This is a genomic window from Achromobacter marplatensis (assembly GCF_049060505.1).
GTDB lineage: Bacteria > Pseudomonadota > Gammaproteobacteria > Burkholderiales > Burkholderiaceae_B > Achromobacter > Achromobacter marplatensis_A.
Genome location: NZ_JBMGRB010000008.1, coordinates 39,018 through 55,837 on the forward strand (window position 1 = coordinate 39,018; position 16,820 = coordinate 55,837).

17 protein-coding genes are annotated in these 16,820 nt (G+C 62.8%); 14 read left to right on the top strand and 3 right to left on the bottom strand.

The window, feature by feature from the left end; translation table 11 throughout:
• Positions 1–49: 49 nt before the first annotated feature.
• Positions 50–1,480 carry an oxygen-independent coproporphyrinogen III oxidase gene (gene hemN / locus ACI0FO_RS19690; protein WP_416029363.1) on the top strand — a complete coding sequence of 477 codons (1,431 nt, stop codon included), beginning with the start codon at positions 50–52 and terminating at the stop codon, positions 1,478–1,480.
• A 33-nt stretch (positions 1,481–1,513) separates the two neighbouring features.
• Here hemN and ACI0FO_RS19695 read toward each other — a convergent pair whose 3' ends face one another.
• Positions 1,514–2,257 carry a response regulator gene (locus ACI0FO_RS19695; RefSeq protein ID WP_416029364.1) on the bottom strand — a complete coding sequence of 248 codons (744 nt, stop codon included), beginning with the start codon at positions 2,255–2,257 and terminating at the stop codon, positions 1,514–1,516.
• 186 nt (positions 2,258–2,443) lie between these two features.
• Here ACI0FO_RS19695 and rfbD point away from each other — a divergent pair, with 186 nt between their 5' ends.
• The 7 genes from rfbD (at position 2,444) to ptsP (ending at position 9,965) form a co-directional block, all read left to right on the top strand.
• Positions 2,444–3,352, top strand: coding sequence for a dTDP-4-dehydrorhamnose reductase (rfbD, locus tag ACI0FO_RS19700; RefSeq protein ID WP_416029366.1), 909 nt, complete (start codon positions 2,444–2,446; stop codon positions 3,350–3,352).
• A 339-nt stretch (positions 3,353–3,691) separates the two neighbouring features.
• Positions 3,692–5,644 (top strand): threonine--tRNA ligase, encoded by a 1,953-nt coding sequence (gene thrS, locus ACI0FO_RS19705; protein ID WP_416029368.1) that lies wholly within the window; start codon positions 3,692–3,694, stop codon positions 5,642–5,644.
• A 20-nt stretch (positions 5,645–5,664) separates the two neighbouring features.
• Positions 5,665–6,219 (top strand): translation initiation factor IF-3, encoded by a 555-nt coding sequence (infC, locus tag ACI0FO_RS19710; RefSeq protein ID WP_081534364.1) that lies wholly within the window; start codon positions 5,665–5,667, stop codon positions 6,217–6,219.
• 156 nt (positions 6,220–6,375) lie between these two features.
• On the top strand, positions 6,376–7,347 hold the full coding sequence (gene gshB / locus ACI0FO_RS19715; RefSeq protein ID WP_416029370.1) for a glutathione synthase: 972 nt from the start codon (positions 6,376–6,378) through the stop codon (positions 7,345–7,347).
• Positions 7,348–7,364: 17 nt separating this feature from the next.
• Positions 7,365–7,766, top strand: coding sequence for a PTS sugar transporter subunit IIA (locus ACI0FO_RS19720; RefSeq protein WP_006226963.1), 402 nt, complete (start codon positions 7,365–7,367; stop codon positions 7,764–7,766).
• A 116-nt stretch (positions 7,767–7,882) separates the two neighbouring features.
• A complete protein-coding gene (locus tag ACI0FO_RS19725) occupies positions 7,883–8,152 on the top strand; it encodes an HPr family phosphocarrier protein (protein WP_006226962.1) in 270 nt (89 codons plus the stop codon).
• The gene (gene ptsP, locus ACI0FO_RS19730; RefSeq protein ID WP_416029372.1) at positions 8,139–9,965 is read left to right on the top strand and encodes a phosphoenolpyruvate--protein phosphotransferase; all 1,827 of its coding nucleotides are present in this window, start codon (positions 8,139–8,141) and stop codon (positions 9,963–9,965) included. Before ACI0FO_RS19725 ends, ptsP begins: the two co-directional genes overlap by 14 nt.
• A gap of 97 nt (positions 9,966–10,062) precedes the next feature.
• Here ptsP and amt read toward each other — a convergent pair whose 3' ends face one another.
• Together amt and ACI0FO_RS19740 are read right to left on the bottom strand one after the other, a co-directional pair.
• Positions 10,063–11,301 (bottom strand): ammonium transporter, encoded by a 1,239-nt coding sequence (gene amt / locus ACI0FO_RS19735; protein ID WP_105558840.1) that lies wholly within the window; start codon positions 11,299–11,301, stop codon positions 10,063–10,065.
• A gap of 32 nt (positions 11,302–11,333) precedes the next feature.
• The gene (locus ACI0FO_RS19740; protein ID WP_006218735.1) at positions 11,334–11,672 is read right to left on the bottom strand and encodes a P-II family nitrogen regulator; all 339 of its coding nucleotides are present in this window, start codon (positions 11,670–11,672) and stop codon (positions 11,334–11,336) included.
• Between the two features lie 553 nt (positions 11,673–12,225).
• On the opposite strand from ACI0FO_RS19740, the gene ACI0FO_RS19745 reads away from it, so the two are divergent.
• The 6 genes from ACI0FO_RS19745 to pheS all read left to right on the top strand — a co-directional run bounded on the left by ACI0FO_RS19745 (position 12,226) and on the right by pheS (position 16,807).
• The gene (locus tag ACI0FO_RS19745; RefSeq protein WP_416029375.1) at positions 12,226–12,642 is read left to right on the top strand and encodes a DUF5339 family protein; all 417 of its coding nucleotides are present in this window, start codon (positions 12,226–12,228) and stop codon (positions 12,640–12,642) included.
• Positions 12,643–12,800: 158 nt separating this feature from the next.
• Positions 12,801–13,052 carry an accessory factor UbiK family protein gene (locus ACI0FO_RS19750; RefSeq protein WP_105558842.1) on the top strand — a complete coding sequence of 84 codons (252 nt, stop codon included), beginning with the start codon at positions 12,801–12,803 and terminating at the stop codon, positions 13,050–13,052.
• 204 nt (positions 13,053–13,256) lie between these two features.
• On the top strand, positions 13,257–14,786 hold the full coding sequence (locus ACI0FO_RS19755; protein ID WP_416029377.1) for a YifB family Mg chelatase-like AAA ATPase: 1,530 nt from the start codon (positions 13,257–13,259) through the stop codon (positions 14,784–14,786).
• Between the two features lie 348 nt (positions 14,787–15,134).
• Positions 15,135–15,332, top strand: a complete 198-nt coding sequence (rpmI, locus tag ACI0FO_RS19760; RefSeq protein WP_006226956.1) for a 50S ribosomal protein L35 — start codon at positions 15,135–15,137, stop codon at positions 15,330–15,332.
• A gap of 15 nt (positions 15,333–15,347) precedes the next feature.
• Positions 15,348–15,707: a 50S ribosomal protein L20 gene (gene rplT, locus ACI0FO_RS19765; RefSeq protein WP_006218741.1), complete on the top strand. Its 360-nt coding sequence runs from the start codon at positions 15,348–15,350 to the stop codon at positions 15,705–15,707.
• A 77-nt stretch (positions 15,708–15,784) separates the two neighbouring features.
• Positions 15,785–16,807, top strand: coding sequence for a phenylalanine--tRNA ligase subunit alpha (pheS, locus tag ACI0FO_RS19770; protein WP_105558844.1), 1,023 nt, complete (start codon positions 15,785–15,787; stop codon positions 16,805–16,807).
• The last annotated feature ends 13 nt before the right edge of the window (positions 16,808–16,820 follow it).

A 16,820-nucleotide genomic window follows, 5' to 3' on the forward strand; every position in this document is an offset into this window, starting at 1 on the left:
TTGCGCAAGATCAAAGTGGGAAGGGCGCCACAGGCGAATAATCCGGGTTATGCAAGCCGCCCTACGCCCATTCGTTTCAGAACCGCCGGTTCCTGCCGCCGTCAAGCCTTTTTTCCCGCCGCAGTTGCTGGCCAGGCTAGACAAAAACGGGCCTCGCTACACGTCTTATCCCACGGCTGACCGCTACCACGCGGGTTTCGGCGAACAGGATTACCGGCAGGCGTTGCAACAGCGGCGCGCCGCCACGCCTGACGAGCCCCTCTCGCTCTACGTGCACATTCCATTTTGCGATTCGGTCTGTTATTACTGCGCCTGTAACAAGGTAGTGACGCGGCATCATGACCGGGCGGCCCGCTACCTGGATGCGCTGGCCCGCGAAATTGCCTTGCATGTCCAGGAACTGGGCGCGGGCGTCCCGGTGTCGCAACTGCATTTCGGCGGCGGCACGCCCACCTTCCTGTCCGACGACGAACTGACCCGTCTGATGCAAGACTTGCGGGCGGGTTTCCGGTTCGAGCCGGACGCGGAAATCTCGATCGAAGTCGACCCGCGCACGGCCACCCCGGCCCGTCTGGCTCATTTGCGCCAGTTGGGTTTTAACCGGCTGAGCTTCGGCGTGCAGGATTTCGACCCGAAGGTGCAGGTGGCGGTCCACCGGGTGCAGTCCTTCGAAGACGTGCGGGCGCTGATGCAAAGCGCCAGGGCGCTGGGCTATGAATCGGTCAACGTGGACCTGATCTACGGGCTGCCCTTGCAGACTACCGAATCGTTCGCGCGCACGATCTCGCAAGTGGTGGCGCTGCGGCCCGACCGCATCGCGTTGTACGCCTACGCGCATTTGCCGGAACGTTTCAAGCCGCAGCGCCGCATCAACGACGCGGACCTGCCCGACCGCGCCACGCGCGTCGGGCTGCTTAGTTCGGCCATCGACGGTTTCCTGCAGCAGGGCTACACCTACATCGGGATGGACCATTTCGCGCTAAACACCGACGCGCTCGCCATCGCCAAGCAGCGGGGCGAACTGCACCGGAATTTCCAGGGCTACAGCACGCAGCCTGATCGCGATCTGGTCGCGCTGGGCGTATCCGCCATCGGCCGCATCGGCAATACCTACAGCCAGAACGCCAAAGTCCTGGACGCGTACTACGCCGCTATTGAGTCGGACCATTTCGCCGTCGAGCGCGGTTTGGCGCTTAATGCCGACGATCTGGCGCGACGCGAGGTCATCATGGACCTCATGTGCCAGGGCCGCGTGGAATTCGCGCGTATCGAGGCGCGCCATGGCCTGCGCTTCGGCGACTATTTCAGCCCAGAATTACTGCAAATGGCGAACCTGGCCGAATTGGGCCTTGTGAATTTGCGCGCGGGGGAGGTCCAGGTCACCGGCTTGGGCTGGTACTTCGTGCGCGCCGTTGCCATGGCCTTCGACGGCTATCTGCGCACGGTGAGCACCGGCGCCAGCTACTCCCGAATTATCTGATCGGCGGGCGAAGGCGCCGCGGCGCCTTTCGCTTCATTCGGCGAACTTCTCGCGCAGGTACAGCGCCAGCGACAGGTCGTCGGCCAGTTGCAGCTTGCGCATGGCGCGGCGCTTGTGCGTGCTGACCGTCTTTTTGCTGCGCATGAGCCGTACCGCAATCTGCGTCACGGATAACCCCTGGCTGATATGTCGAAGGATCTCCACTTCCGACGTGGTCAGGAGCGCTTGCGGGTGCGTGGGTTGCACGGGGCGGACCTTGCCTTCCACGACCGACAGGAAGGGATCCTTGCCGTTCAGCACGCCGCGGATCATATCCGGCAGCAAGATCATTCCCCATTGTTTGGCCAGGTAGCCGTTGGATCCCGCCCGGAACGCGGCATACTGCGTTTCATAGAGGTTGCCGGCCGAAAAGGTGATGATCGCCATATTGGGGTGGTAGCGGCGCAGGCGGCGCAGGTAATTGACACCGTCCCAGGGCTCTTGGGGCAGGTAGAAATCTATTAGGGCCACATCACAGGGCGCATGGCTGAGTTTTTCCAACAGAGAGCGCGCCGATGTTTCCCGATGCACGACCCGGAAGCCCGGGCGGCTTTCCAGATAAGCGGCGACACCTAACGCCACGACGGGGTGGTCGTCCAGAACGGCGACTCGAATGGTGGGGGGAGGGCGCGACAGCAGCAGGTGCCGGCGTGCGCCCGGGCGGTCATCGCTGTCGCCGCCGCGAGGCGGAGACGAAAAGAATGACGCCACGGTCACAGGCGTTGAAACAGATTTCATCGGTGCCCCATAGGCCGGTAAAAAGGAACGCCGGTTGCGGTTTCATCCGGTTCAGGGCGAAATCCGAAGCATGCGTCGCGGTTGTCTGAAATTTGCGAAGGCAGATTACGTTTTCGTTCGGTTGTGCGGACGGGAAAAGCGCCAAAATCAGACTGTTGCACCCTTGGCCTGATATAGAGCGTGAGCATGTTGAAGAAGATCCTGGTGTTAGGTCGAGACGGTCAATTGGGTTTTGAGCTCAGGCGCAGCCTTGCGCCGCTGGGCGACGTGGCGGCGGTGGGCAAAAGCGAGTGCGACCTGACCTACCCCTTGCAGTTGGCGCGTTTGGTCCGCCGTGAAAAACCCGACGTCATCGTCAATGCCGCCGCGCTGACGTCGGTCGAGCGGGCCGAAGAAGACGTGGTGAGGGCCATGCGGATCAACGGCGAGGCCGCGGGCGAACTTGCCGCCCTGGCGGCAAGCCGGGGCGCGCTGATTGTCCATTACTCGTCCGATTACGTGTTTGATGGCGCCAAACCGGATCCTTACACCGAAACCGACGAGCCTGCGCCGCTGAACGCCTATGGGCGGAGCAAGCTGGCGGGCGAGCGTGCCGTCCAGGTCATGAACCCCGCCCACCTCGTGTTCCGCACATCGTGGATTTATGGCGTTTTCGGCAACAGCTTCCTCAGATCCATGCTGATGGCGTTGCGACAGCCCGAGCCGTTGCGCGTGGTCAGCGACCAGCGGGGCGCGCCGACTGGCGCCGCCTATGTCGCCGACGTGACGGCGCTGGCGGTGGCCCGCTACCTGCGCGGCGGTGACGCATTTCCGTTCGGCCTGTATCACCTCGCGGCCGCGGGCCATGCCTCCTGGCACGAATACGCCCGCTATGTGGCAGAGCAGGCGCGGATCGCGGGGTTGCCCATCACCCTGACGGCGGCCGACATCCGGCCTGTCCCGTCCCGCCAATACCCCTCCACGGCGCGCAGGCCCTTGAACTCTTGTCTGGACACCGGTCTGCTCGAGCGGCAATTCGGAATCCACGCGCCGCCGTGGCAGGACGGCGTGCGGCACGCGCTGGCCGCCATCGCGGGCAGCCGCAACCTGGCGTGACGGCATCGGTTGTCTCGTTTACGCGACGGAAAGCGCGCGAATGGTGCTACAATCGGCAACGATAAACGCAATTGATCCGTTGATCCCGATTGCGCCATTTTGCTTCGCGCCGCCTCGGGCGCGTACCAACAGGCTTAGAACCATGTTTTTCCCGCTGGCACGAACTACGACCCGGAACTTTCGCCCTATGTCGCGTTAGTTTTTCGTGCGTCGGGTTTCACCGTGTCAGGTCAGCGGTAGGACTCAGCAAGACAACCAATAGAACGCGGCTCTCAGGCCGCGTTTTTCGTTTCCGATTTTCGTTTTTTCCAGTTCCAAGAACCCCAGGAAGCACTCCCGATGGTACAGATCACATTGCCCGATGGTTCGCAGCGCCAATATCCGGGACCGGTAACGGTCGCCGAAGTGGCGCAATCGATCGGTACGGGCCTGGCCAAGGCCGCCTTGGGCGGCCGCGTGACGGTCGAAGGCGCGGAATCCAAGCTGGTCGACACCAGCTTCCGCATCGAAGGCGACGCGCGCCTGGCGATCGTGACCGCCAAGGACGCCGACGGCCTCGACCTGATCCGCCACTCCACGGCCCACTTGCTGGCCTACGCCGTCAAGTCCTTGTTTCCTGACGCCCAGGTCACCATCGGCCCCGTGATCGACAACGGCTTCTACTACGATTTCTCGTACAAGCGCCCGTTCACGCCGGAAGACTTGGCCGCCATCGAAAAGAAGATGGCCGAATTGGCCAAGAAGGACGAAATCGTCACGCGCGAAGAATGGTCGCGCGACGACGCGGTCGAATTCTTCAAGGGCATCGGCGAGACTTACAAGGCCGAGATCATCGCTTCGATTCCCTCGAACGAGCCGCTCAGCCTGTACCGCGAAGGCGATTTCCTCGACCTGTGCCGCGGCCCTCACGTGCCGTCCACGGGCAAGCTGAAGGTCTTCAAGCTGATGAAGGTGGCGGGCGCCTACTGGCGCGGCGACAGCAAGAACGAGATGCTTCAACGCATCTACGGCACCGCCTGGGCGACCAAGGAAGACCAGGAAGCCTACCTGCACATGCTGGAAGAGGCCGAACGCCGCGACCATCGCAAGATTGGCCGCGAACTCGACCTGTTCCACTTCCAGGACGAAGCGCCGGGCCTGATCTTCTGGCACCCGAAGGGCTGGGCCCTGTGGCAGCAGGTCGAGCAATACATGCGCGCCGTGTACAACAACAACGGCTACCAGGAAGTCAAAGCACCGCAGATCCTGGACTTGTCGCTATGGAAGAAGACGGGCCACTGGGACAATTATCGTGAAAACATGTTCACGACCGAGTCCGAAAACCGCGTCTATGGCCTGAAGCCGATGAACTGCCCGGGCCACGTGCAGATCTTCAATTCCGGCCTGCATTCCTACCGCGAGTTGCCTTTGCGCTATGGCGAATTCGGCCAGTGCCACCGCAACGAACCCTCGGGTTCGCTGCACGGCATGATGCGCGTGCGCGGCTTCACGCAGGACGATGGCCACATTTTCTGTACCGAAGAACAGCTTCAAGACGAATGCGCCGACTTCACGGCCCTGCTGCAGAAGGTCTACCGCGACTTCGGCTTCACCGAAGTGCTGTACAAGGTCGCCACGCGTCCTGAAAAGCGCATCGGCTCGGACGAAGTCTGGGATACGGCCGAACAGGCGTTGATGGAAAGCCTGCGCCGCACGGGCTGCGAATTCGAGATTTCGCCCGGGGAAGGGGCGTTTTACGGCCCGAAGGTGGAATACACCCTGAAGGACGCCATCGGCCGTCACTGGCAATGCGGTACCATCCAGGTCGACTTCTCCATGCCCGTGCGTCTCGGCGCCGAATACGTGGACCAGAATGACCAGCGCCGTCCGCCGGTCATGTTGCACCGTGCCATCCTGGGTTCGCTCGAGCGTTTTATCGGCATGCTGATCGAAAACCATGCCGGCGCGATGCCTCCCTGGCTGGCTCCGGTGCAGGCTGTCGTATGCTGCATTTCCGAACCTTCGGCCGATTATGCGGCTGAAATCACACAAAGCCTGAAAAAACAAGGCTTTAGAGTAGAGTCCGATTTGCGTGGTGAAAAAATCACTCGTAAAATTCGGGAGCACAGCCTGCAAAAGGTGCCGTACATTCTTGTCGTCGGCGACAAGGAGAAGCAAAACGGCACCGTAGCCGTACGCGGTCTGGGCGGACTGGACCTTGGCGCCATCGCATACGACGAGTTCGTCGCGCGATTGTCCGAGGATGTGTCCACCCGTCGCGACGTCAATCAACCTGATAGCAGTGCTGCTTAACATTTCTAGGAGCTTTCAACATCGCCACTGAAAAAGCCAATCGCATCAACGGTGAAATCCGCGTCCCCGAGGTGCGCCTGATAGGTCTGGAAGGAGAACAGCTGGGCATCGTCAAGATCGCCGATGCGTTCCGTCTTTCCGAGCAAAGCGACGTGGATCTGGTGGAAATCGCGCCGAACGCCGAGCCGCCGGTCTGCCGTTTGATGGACTACGGTAAGTTCAAGTACCAAGAGCAGAAGCGCCAAGCCGAAGCTCGTTCCAAGCAGAAGGTCATTCAGGTCAAGGAAGTCAAATTCCGTCCGGCCACCGACGAGGGCGACTACCAGGTCAAGCTGCGCAACTTGCGCCGCTTCCTCGAAGAGGGTGACAAGGCCAAGGTGACGCTGCGATTCCGTGGTCGCGAAATGGCTCACCAGGAACTCGGTATGCGGGTGCTTGAACGTGTGCGCGACGATCTGCTGGAACTTGCCCAGGTCGAAGCCATGCCGAAGCTCGAAGGCCGTCAGATGGTCATGGTGCTGGCACCGAAGAAAAAGGCCGTGCCCGCAGCGGGCAAGCCTGAATCTGCTGCCTGAGTTCCAGCCGCAGCCTTCTCTTCCAGGCTAGGCCGCTACGCTTCCGACCCGCCGTCCGTCCTGTGACCGGCGGGTTCGCTTATTGGGCGGCTCTGCGCTACGATGTAAAAAAGCCGCCTTCCCCCCGGGAAGGCGGCCTACGTTCGGGGTGTCGCGATGCATGTTTTGTTCGTTTTGGATCCCTTGCCGCTGCTGAAGGCGTACAAGGACAGTTCGGTCGCCATGATGCGTGCCCTGGTGGCGCGCGGCCATACGCTTAGCGTGGCCATGCAGGGCGACCTTTATATCGAGGCAGGCGTCGTCAAAGCCGTCACCACGCCGATCGAGCTTACGGCGAACGCCGACTTGCACGGCCACGACTGGTGGACCGAATCCGCTGCCCAGGATCTGCCTTTGGCGGATTTCGGCGCGGTGGTCATGCGCAAAGACCCGCCTTTCGACATGGAATACGTGTATTCCACGCACCTGCTCGAATACGCCGAAGCACAGGGCGCCCGCGTCTTCAACAGCGGTGCGGCGATCCGCAACCATCCCGAAAAGCTCGCCATCACCGAGATCAGCGAATTCACCGCGCCCACGCTGGTGACCCGCAACATGGCCCGGTTGAAGGCGTTCCACGACACGCACCACGACGTGATCGTGAAGCCGCTGGATGGCATGGGCGGCACGGGCGTATTCCGCCTGCAGCCCAAGGATCCCAACCTGAACGCCATTCTGGAAACGCTCACCGATAACGGCGCGCGCACCATCATGGCCCAGCGCTACATCCCCGACATCGTCAAGGGCGACAAGCGCATCCTTCTGATCGGCGGCGTGCCCGTGCCGTACTCGCTGGCCCGCATCCCGCTGGCCGGTGAAACGCGAGGCAACCTGGCCGCGGGCGGCCGTGGCGTCGCACAGGAACTGTCCGCGCGTGACCGCGAAATCGCCGAAGCCGTGGCCCCCAAGCTTGCCGCGCGCGGGCTGCTGTTGGTCGGCCTGGACGTCATTGGCGACTATGTCACCGAAGTCAACGTCACCAGCCCCACCTGTTTCGTAGAGATTGCCGAACAGACCGGTTTCGATGTCGCGGGCATGTTCGTCCAGGCGCTTGAAAGCGCCGTGGCGATCACTGCCCGGGCGGCCTGATCTCTCTGGAATCCGTCATGACCACGGGTATTGTTATCGTCGTGCACGCGCCTTTGGGCGCGGCGATGCGCGAATGCGCCAGCCACGTCATGGGCAACCTTGACGGCATGCTGGCCATTCACGATATCCAGCCCGAAGATCGGCCGGATGACCTGGCGCCTGATGTCTTGAAAGACATCCTTGGGCAAGACCACGGCGCCGGCGTGCTGGTGCTGACGGACCTGATCGGCGCCACGCCCGCCAATATCTCCAAGCGGGCGGTGGCCGACGCCCAGGCGCAAGGCATCCAGTGCTGCGTGCTGGCGGGCCTGAATACCCCGATGCTGCTGCGGGCGCTGACCTACCGCAACTTGCCGTTGGCGGAAACCCGCGAGAAGGCCTTGGCCGGCGGGGTGCAGGGTGTCTTGCGTGTAGACTGACGGGCAGGAATTTGCCCTATTATGTCGGCTGGCAATTCAAGCCGAAAAGCAGTTTGCGGTTTGGCGTTTTGCTGTGATCAACACTGCGGCGTTCATCCGCGGTCATAATATTCCCTATGCCTACTACAGACATCGTCATCAGCAATAAATTGGGTTTGCATGCGCGCGCGGCCGCCAAGCTGACGCAGCTTGCCAGCAAGTTCTCAAGCGAGATCTTCATCTCGCGCGGCGCCCAGCGCGTGAACGCCAAGAGCATCATGGGCGTCATGATGCTGGCGGCCGGGCTGGGCGTGACGGTCAAGCTGGAGGCTTCGGGCGGCGACGCCGAACAAGCCCTTTCCGAAATCGAAACTCTGTTCGACAGCAAATTCGGTGAGCAGGAATAGACCCCCCCCTGATTCCGCCGGCCTGAGCGTTGCCCGGGCCGGTTCGTCCTCGACCCGGGACCCCGCTTACGACGGATCTGGCGCTGCCAGCCCCGTCGTTTGTCTTTACGGCAAGGGGGTTGCCAAGGGATACGCCATCGGGCGGGCGGTCGTCATGGGCGCCGCCGCGCTTGAAGTGGCGCACTACCGGATATCTCCGGAAGACGTGCCCTCGGAAAGTGCCCGCCTGACCGACGCCCTGGACTCCGCGCAGCACGAGCTTCGGCAATTGGCCGACACCTTGCCGGCGGATGCGCCGCGCGAGCTGGGCGCCATGCTGAACGTGCACAGTTTGCTGCTGGGCGATCCGTTGCTGGCCGAGCAGACACTGGCCCTGATCGCCGAGCGCCATTACAACGCCGAATGGGCGTTGACCACGCAAGGCCAGATTTTGGGGCAGCAGTTCGACGCCATGGAGGACGAATACCTGCGTGAACGCGGGGCCGATGTCCGCCAAGTCATCGAGCGGGTGCTGCATGTGCTGGCCGGCACGTCCGCCATCTTGCCCGACATGTCTCACATGGGCGGCGACGATGCGTTGGTGGTGGTGGCGCACGATATCTCGCCGGCCGACATGCTGCGCCTGCGTGGCGGCCGCTTCGCGGCGTTCGTGACCGACCTGGGGGGCCCGACCTCGCATACGGCAATCGTCGCGCGCAGCATGGGCGTGCCTGCCGTGGTGGCCATGGGCAACGTGCGCGAGCTGGTCCGCGACGGCGACATGTTGATCATTGATGGCGCCGCGGGCGCCGTGGTCGTCAATCCGTCTGACCGCATCCTTCAAGAGTATCGCCGCCGGCAGGCCGCCTACGCCGACGAACGGGCCGAACTCGGCCTGTTGCGCGACGAGCCCTCGGTTACGCTGGACGGCATCGATGTGGTGCTTCACGCGAATATCGAGCTGCCCGACGAGGCTGCGCTGGCGCTGGCCTCGGGAGCGGACGGCATTGGTCTGTTCCGCAGCGAATTCCTGTTCATGGGGCGTCCGGACCTGCCCAGCGAAGAAGAGCAGTACGAAGCTTATTCGTCCGTCGTGCGGGTCATGGCCGGCCGGCCCGTCACCATTCGCACACTGGACATCGGGTCGGACAAGACGCTGGACGGCGAGGCCACCGTGGCCACCAATCCTGCGCTGGGCCAGCGCGCAATCCGCTACTGCCTGGCGCGTCCGGAAATGTTCGCGACGCAGTTGCGCGCCATCCTACGGGCTTCGGCCCATGGGCCGGTGCGTTTGCTGATCCCGATGATCGCTCACATGCACGAAGTGGTGGCGACCAAGGCGGCCATCGAATCCGCCCGCCGCGAGCTTGATGCCCGCGGGCAGGCGTATGCGCCGCATATGGAAGTCGGCGCCATGGTCGAGGTGCCCGCTATCGCCATCGCGATCGAACCCTTCGTCCAGGCGCTGGACTTTCTGTCCATCGGCACCAACGACCTGATCCAGTACACCCTGGCGATCGACCGCGGCGACCACGACGTGGCGACGCTTTACGATCCCCTGCATCCCGCCGTGCTGCGCCTGATAGCCAACACCATCAATGCAGGCGAACGTGCGGGCAAGCCGGTGGCGGTCTGCGGCGAAATGGCAGGCGATTCCCGCATGACCCGGCTGCTGCTGGGCCTGGGCCTGACCGAGTTCTCGATGCACCCGCAACAGTTGCTGGACGTGAAGCGCGAGGTGCGCCGCGCGCATTCCAACGCGTTGCGGATCAAGGTGGCCACCGCACTGAACCGCGCCTTGCCGGTGGATCTGGACGCCCTGGATCCGACCTGAACCAGCGTTGCGCTTCGGCGCCGTCAAGCAGCGAAATAGAAAAAGCCCGGACCTTGCGGTCCGGGCTTTTTTGTCCTTCACAACCCGATTGCTGTGATCAGCTGTGGTACGCCGATTCGCCGTGGCTCGTGACGTCCAGGCCTTCGCGCTCCTGGTCTTCGGGCACACGCATGCCGCACAGGGCATTGGCGATCTTGTAGGCAATCCACGCCACCACGCCGGACCAGACGATGGTCAGCAGCACGCCTTCCAGCTGGACCCACAGTTGGTGGGCGATCATGCCAGGCTCGGCCAGGCCGGGGCCACCGAGGACTTGTGCATTGAACACCCCCGTCAGCAGGGCGCCGACGATACCGCCCACGCCGTGGATGCCGAACACGTCCAGTGCATCATCGGCACGCAGCAGGCGCTTCAGGCCATTCACGCCCCAGACGCAGACGATACCGGCAACCACGCCGATGATCAGTGCGCCCACCGGGCCAACCAGGCCGGCGGCGGGGGTGATGCCCACCAGGCCGGCAATCGCGCCGGAAGCGGCACCCAGCATCGAGGGCTTGCCCTTGATGGCCCATTCCGTGAACAGCCAGGCCAGGACGGCGCCAGCAGTCGCGATCATCGTGTTGAAGAAGGCCAGGGTGGCGTTTTCGTTGGCGGCCAGGGCCGAACCCGCGTTGAAGCCGAACCAGCCCACCCACAGCAGGGCGGCGCCCACGAAGGTCATCGGCAGGTTGTGCGGCTGCATGGCTTCGCGGCCGTAGCCTACGCGCTTGCCGACTACATAAGCACCCACGAGGCCGGCTACGCCAGCGTTGATGTGAACCACGGTGCCGCCGGCAAAGTCCAGCGCGCCCTTGGCATTGAGCAGGCCCGGCGCCGTTTCGGACGCGAACCACACCATGTGGGCGATCGGCACGTAGGCGAACGTGAACCAGATGACCGTGAACACCAGCACCGCCGAGAAACGGGCGCGTTCGGCGAAACTGCCAACGATCAGCGCGCAGGTAATGCCGGCGAACGTGGCTTGGAATGACGCGAACAGCAGCTCGGTCAGCGTGTTCGACATGGCGTACTTGCCGTCAGCCGGGGTGAACATGCCAGAGAAGAAGGCGCGCGACAGGCCGCCGAAGAAGGCGTTGCCCTCGGTGAACGCAAGGGAATAGCCGTAGATGAACCAGAGCACCAGGCCCAGCACGAACGTGCACAGCACTTGCAACAACACAGAAAGCACGTTCTTGCTGCGTACCAGGCCGCCATAGAACATCGCCAGACCGGGTACGGCCATCATCAATACAAGCAGGGTAGAGACGAGCAACCAGGAGATATCTGCTTTATCCATTTTCAGGCTCCAATGAGTCTTTCTTTATTTATTTACAGCGCAGCTTCGCCAGCTTCACCCGTTCGGATGCGGATCACTTGTTCCAGCGGGGCGGCGAAGATCTTGCCGTCGCCGATCTTTCCGGTACGGGCGGCTTGTTCGATCGCTTCGATGACCTGATCGACAAGGTGGTCGGGCACCGCGGCTTCAACCCGCAGTTTGGGCAAAAAGTCGACGGCGTATTCCGCGCCGCGATACAGCTCGGTGTGACCCTTCTGGCGTCCAAATCCCTTTACTTCGGTAACGGTCAGACCTTGGACCCCGATTCCGGATAGAGCCACCCGCACTTCGTCGAGCTTGAAGGGCTTGATGATGGCGATGATGAGTTTCATGGCATTTCCTCTCATGGTTGCACGTTGGCCTCGACTATCAAGCAAATTCCGTGCCATGTGAGTTGGACCCGACGGAGCGGGGCGCAGGCGCTTGAGTTGTGCCTGTTTGCACCAGTGTGGTGCTTCATGCACCACGTCCCAGCCTCAATTTGGTGCGTAATGTGGGGAATCCGGGAGTTGAAACGAAATATGTTTCAACGCCGCCATTTGTAGCCAGTTGATGCTGGGGTTGTTGCGGTTTGTAGTGGATGGTGAAGCGGCTATGCACGCTTTCTGCTCCGTCACGGCAGGCCGCACAGCGTTACAGGCCGTGGATGTCCACCAAACCGAGGGTCGATTCAGCCGCCCGCCGGTTGGGGTCAGACCGCCAAAAAATGGGGATGCGCTTGATACCGGGGTTTACACGGATACGCTTGTTGCCGAGGGGGCACTGAAGAAGAATCAACAACAGCCCATGGCTTATTTAAAAGAGCCAGGCGAATCGGGCTGCTGGAGAGACGTTACCGGTGTGGCGGCCCGCCCAAATAAGAAGCAAGAACGGAAAGAGGACACCATGAAGATTCAACGCAAGATGATCGGCATTTTGGTGCTGGCCGCATCGGTCGGCGTGCTGGCGGGCTGCAACAAGAGCGACGAAAAGGCTGCCCCGCCTGCCGCTTCCACGGCGCCCGCGCCGGCCGCTACCCCGCCGGCGTCCGCGCCGACGACGCCCGCGCCGGCTGCGACGACGCCGCCGGCGACGGGCTCCTCGGCTTCCGTCCCGGCCGAGTGCGAGGCATATCTGGCCAAGGTCAACGCTTGCATGGACAAGCTGGGCAGCAGCAACCCGGCGGCTGCCAGCATCAAGCAGCAGCTCGAATCGGCCAAGTCGCAGTGGGCCGCGATTCCGGACAAGACGCAATTGGCCGCGCAGTGTAAGCAATCGTCGGACCTGTTCGCGCAGTCGGCAACCCAGATGGGCTGCCCGTAACGATGTTGGTAGGGGGTTGCCGCCATGGCAGCCCGGTTTTCTCCTGTGCTTTGATGGGCGGTCACCGCATGCGGCCCGCCCTCTTTTTTGCCCATTCGTCCTGCAGCGCGGGGCTCGAAGCACTACACTCGAGGCATCAAGAACACCGAGAGGCCGCTATGAATAACCGCACCCAATGGATGGAAGACATCCAGAAGAATATTTCCGACCTGATCGCCCGCAGCCCCGCGGCGGACGTTGAAAAGAACGTGCGCGCGATGATGGCCCAGGCCTTCACCAAGATGGATCTGGTCACGCGCGAGGAATTCGACGTGCAGGCCGACCTCCTGGCGCGCACCCGTGCGCGCGTGGATCAATTGGCGGCGCAGGTGCAGCAGTTGGAAGAGCGCTTGTCGGCATTGGACAAGTAGGCTGGCGTAGCCCGCGCTGGCACGACGACGACCGCCCAGAGCGGTCGTTTTTTTGGCCGTCTTTTTTGGTCGTCTCATGTGCCGCGATCGGCAACGGAATGATCGTCACAGCGCCTTGGATGCCGGTTGTTTTTGTCACGCTCCCGCCTGCGGGCGCGTTGTAATTGCGGATACTGATGCTCTTGTTCCCTTCGGGAGAGCGTCTTGACGCTTGCCGTTCTTGCCAGCCGTGCGCTTAGTGGGCTGCATGCGCACGCGGTCCGGGTTGAAACCCATCTGGGTCCCGGACTGCCCAGTTTCAATGTCGTGGGGTTACCCGACACGGAGGTGCGCGAAAGCCGGGAACGCGTGCGCGCGGCCATTCTCAATAGCGGCTTCGGGTTTCCGCCCGGGCGTATCACGGTGAACCTGTCGCCCGCCGATATTCCCAAGGAATCCGGCCGGTTCGATTTGCCCATCGCGCTGGGGTTGCTATTGGCCTCCGGCCAATTGGCCGCGCCTGCCGACGGCAATGGGCCGGATGTGCCGGTGGCCGACCCTACGCTGGCCGGCTTGGTTCTGGCAGGCGAATTGTCCTTGACCGGTGCGCTGGTGCCTGTGGCCGCCCCGTTGGTGATTGCGTTGAGCGTGGCCCGCGAGGCGCCCGATGCCACGCTGATCCTGCCGGCGGGCAGCGCGGAGCAGGCGGCTTGGGTGCCGGGGCTTAGCGTGTTGTCGGCGCGTAGCTTGGCAGACGTGGCCGCGCACGTCACGGGGGCGTGCCGGTTGCCGAACGCGGTGCCCAAGGCGTGGCCTGCGCCGCCGCCTGCGCCTTGCCTGTCGGACGTGCGGGGGCAGCCCGGCGCGCGGCGTGCGCTGGAAGTGGCCGCGGCCGGCGGCCATAGCCTGCTGATGATCGGGCCGCCTGGCGCGGGCAAGAGCATGCTGGCATCCCGCCTTCCGGGCTTGTTGCCGCCCTTGCAGCGTAGCCAGGCCCTGGAAGCGGCCGCGGTAGCCGCGCTGGCGGGAATGCCCGAGGCGCTGATGGGTCATCCTCCGTTCCGGTCGCCGCATCATTCGGCTACTGTCGCGGCGCTGGTCGGCGGCGGCAGCCGTCCGCGTCCGGGCGAAATCAGCCTGGCGCACCATGGCGTGCTGTTCCTGGATGAACTCCCGGAATTCAGCCGGCGCGCGCTGGAAGCGCTGCGCGAACCGCTTGAGGCGGGCAGGGTGGTGATCGCCCGTGCCTTGCATGCCGCCCAGTTCCCGGCGCGCTTTCAATTGGTCGCCGCCATGAATCCTTGCCCTTGCGGCTGGCGCGGCCATCCGGCCAGGGCCTGCCTTTGCTCGCCCGACCAGGTAACGCGCTATGTCGGCAAGATATCGGGGCCGTTGCTGGATCGCATCGACCTGCATGTGGCGCTGCCGCCATCCGACCCCGAGTCCATGGGCGGCCCGCCGGGTGAGGCGTCCGGCCCCGTCCAAGAGCGGGTGATGCGCTGCCGGGACCGCCAGCAAGCCCGTCAGGGCAAACTGAACGCGGCATTGATGGGGGCAGAACTGGACCAGCATTGCGTCATGGACAACGAGGCCCAGGCCCTGCTGTTCCAGGCCATGCGCCGCATGGCGGGCTCTGGGCGTGCGTTGCACCGGGCGTTGCGGGTGGCGCGGACAATCGCCGATCTTGATGGGGCCGATGTACTGGCTGCCGGACACGTGGCGCAGGCGGTGCAGTACCGGCGCCCGGGCGTATGATGGGCCGCAGGCGTTCCCGGCCCGGTCCGCTTGGCCTTTTGCCGCGCCCGACTCGACAACGACCAGGAAATCACCATATAATCAAAGGCTTTCCCGGATCTCGGCCATTTTTTTGCCAGGACCTGGGGGAGACTGTGCGTGGCAGCAATGCCATGGCAGAGGGAAATAACCCGTGGGAAATGACCCAGTGGGAAATAACCCAGCAGTGCCCCGAAGTACCCCCAAGAAGTGGCAACAGGTTTACAAGTTTTGCCGTCGCATCGGTGCTAGCCCTAGGGCTTTCGGCCAGCAACGCCAAACACCTCGCGTCATGTCAAATCAACAATGAGTTTAGTTTAGGGAATCATCATGCCCAAGATGAAAACCAAGAAAAGCGCCTCCAAGCGCTTTAAGGTTCGCGGCAGCGGCTCCATCAAGCGTGGTCAGGCGTTCAAGCGCCACATTCTGACCAAGAAGACCACCAAGGCCAAGCGTCAACTGCGTGGCTCGGCAGCGGTTCATGAATCCAACGTGGCCTCCGTCAAGGCCATGATGCCTTTCGCTTGATAAGGGAGATCTAATATGCCTCGCGTCAAACGCGGCGTAACTGCCCGCGCACGTCACAAAAAAGTCATTGCCGCCGCCAAGGGTTACCGTGGTCGCCGCGGTAATGTGTTCCGTATTGCCAAGCAAGCAGTCATGCGCGCTGGCCAATACGCCTACCGCGACCGTCGTAACAAGAAGCGCACGTTCCGTGCTCTGTGGATCACGCGTATCAACGCTGCTGTCCGCGAACATGGCGTTAGCTACAGCGTGTTCATCGCTGGTCTGAAGAAGGCTTCGATTGAACTCGACCGTAAGGTCCTGGCCGATCTGGCCGTGCGCGACAAGGCCGGCTTTGCCGCCATCGTGCAGCAAGCCAAGGCTGCCTTGGCTGCCTGATCGCGCGCTTTAACTCATCGCGCATCGCTGCAAACGGGGCTGTAATAGCCCCGTTTGCGTTTTGAAGGCTGGATTTCATGACTCTATTGGTTGACGACCTGGTCTCCCAGGCGCAAGAACGGTTCGCCGCGGCTACGGATGCCGCCGCGCTTGAGAACGCAAAGGCTCGATTTCTGGGTAAGGAAGGCGCACTGACGGTGCTGCTGAAAGGCCTTGGCAAACTCGATCCCGAGCAGAAGCGCGAAATGGGCGCCCGGATCAATCAGGCCAAGCAACAAGTCGAAGAGCTTCTGACTGCTCGCCGTGCCGCGTTGGCGCAGGCGGAGTTGGATGCCCGGCTGGCTTCTGAAACCATTGACGTCACGTTGCCTGGACGCGGCCGCGCGCCGGGCGGCATCCATCCGGTCATCCGGACCTGGGAACGCGTGGAAGCCATCTTCCGTTCCATTGGCTTCGATGTGGCCGACGGCCCCGAAGTGGAAAACGACTGGACCAATTTCACCGCGTTGAACAATCCGCTGGACCATCCGGCGCGTTCGATGCAGGACACGTTCTACGTCGACATGAACGATGCCGACGGGCTGCCGCTGCTGCTGCGCACGCACACCAGCCCCATGCAGGTGCGCTACGCCCGCATGCACAAGCCGCCCATCAAGGTCATCGCGCCGGGGCGCACCTACCGCGTCGATAGCGACGCCACGCATTCGCCCATGTTCCATCAGGTGGAAGGGCTCTGGATCGCCGAGGACATCTCGTTTGCTGATCTGAAAGGCGTATACACCGACTTTCTGCGTTGCTTCTTTGAAAGCGACGACCTCGTCGTGCGCTTCCGTCCGTCGTTCTTCCCGTTCACGGAACCGTCCGCCGAAATCGACATGATGTTCACGTCGGGTCCCAACCGCGGTCGCTGGCTGGAGATCTCCGGCTCGGGCCAGGTGCACCCCGAAGTGGTGCGTAATTTCGGCCTTGATCCCGAGCGCTACATCGGCTTTGCCTTCGGTTCCGGACTTGAGCGCCTGACGATGTTGCGCTACGGCGTCAACGATCTGCGCCAATTCTACGAAGGCGATTTGCGCTTCTTGCGCCAGTTCAACGAATAACAGACGGCTGATC

Coding starts and splice junctions, on each gene's coding strand:
- gshB (WP_416029370.1), top strand. CDS start 6,376: ATGCATGTTTTGTTCGTTTTGGATCCCTTGCCGCTGCTGAAGGCGTAC.
- ACI0FO_RS19740 (WP_006218735.1), bottom strand. CDS start 11,672: ATGAAACTCATCATCGCCATCATCAAGCCCTTCAAGCTCGACGAAGTG.
- ACI0FO_RS19720 (WP_006226963.1), top strand. CDS start 7,365: ATGACCACGGGTATTGTTATCGTCGTGCACGCGCCTTTGGGCGCGGCG.
- rfbD (WP_416029366.1), top strand. CDS start 2,444: ATGTTGAAGAAGATCCTGGTGTTAGGTCGAGACGGTCAATTGGGTTTT.
- ACI0FO_RS19695 (WP_416029364.1), bottom strand. CDS start 2,257: ATGAAATCTGTTTCAACGCCTGTGACCGTGGCGTCATTCTTTTCGTCT.
- pheS (WP_105558844.1), top strand. CDS start 15,785: ATGACTCTATTGGTTGACGACCTGGTCTCCCAGGCGCAAGAACGGTTC.
- ACI0FO_RS19750 (WP_105558842.1), top strand. CDS start 12,801: ATGAATAACCGCACCCAATGGATGGAAGACATCCAGAAGAATATTTCC.
- thrS (WP_416029368.1), top strand. CDS start 3,692: ATGGTACAGATCACATTGCCCGATGGTTCGCAGCGCCAATATCCGGGA.
- hemN (WP_416029363.1), top strand. CDS start 50: ATGCAAGCCGCCCTACGCCCATTCGTTTCAGAACCGCCGGTTCCTGCC.
- rpmI (WP_006226956.1), top strand. CDS start 15,135: ATGCCCAAGATGAAAACCAAGAAAAGCGCCTCCAAGCGCTTTAAGGTT.
- ACI0FO_RS19745 (WP_416029375.1), top strand. CDS start 12,226: ATGAAGATTCAACGCAAGATGATCGGCATTTTGGTGCTGGCCGCATCG.
- amt (WP_105558840.1), bottom strand. CDS start 11,301: ATGGATAAAGCAGATATCTCCTGGTTGCTCGTCTCTACCCTGCTTGTA.
- rplT (WP_006218741.1), top strand. CDS start 15,348: ATGCCTCGCGTCAAACGCGGCGTAACTGCCCGCGCACGTCACAAAAAA.
- ACI0FO_RS19725 (WP_006226962.1), top strand. CDS start 7,883: ATGCCTACTACAGACATCGTCATCAGCAATAAATTGGGTTTGCATGCG.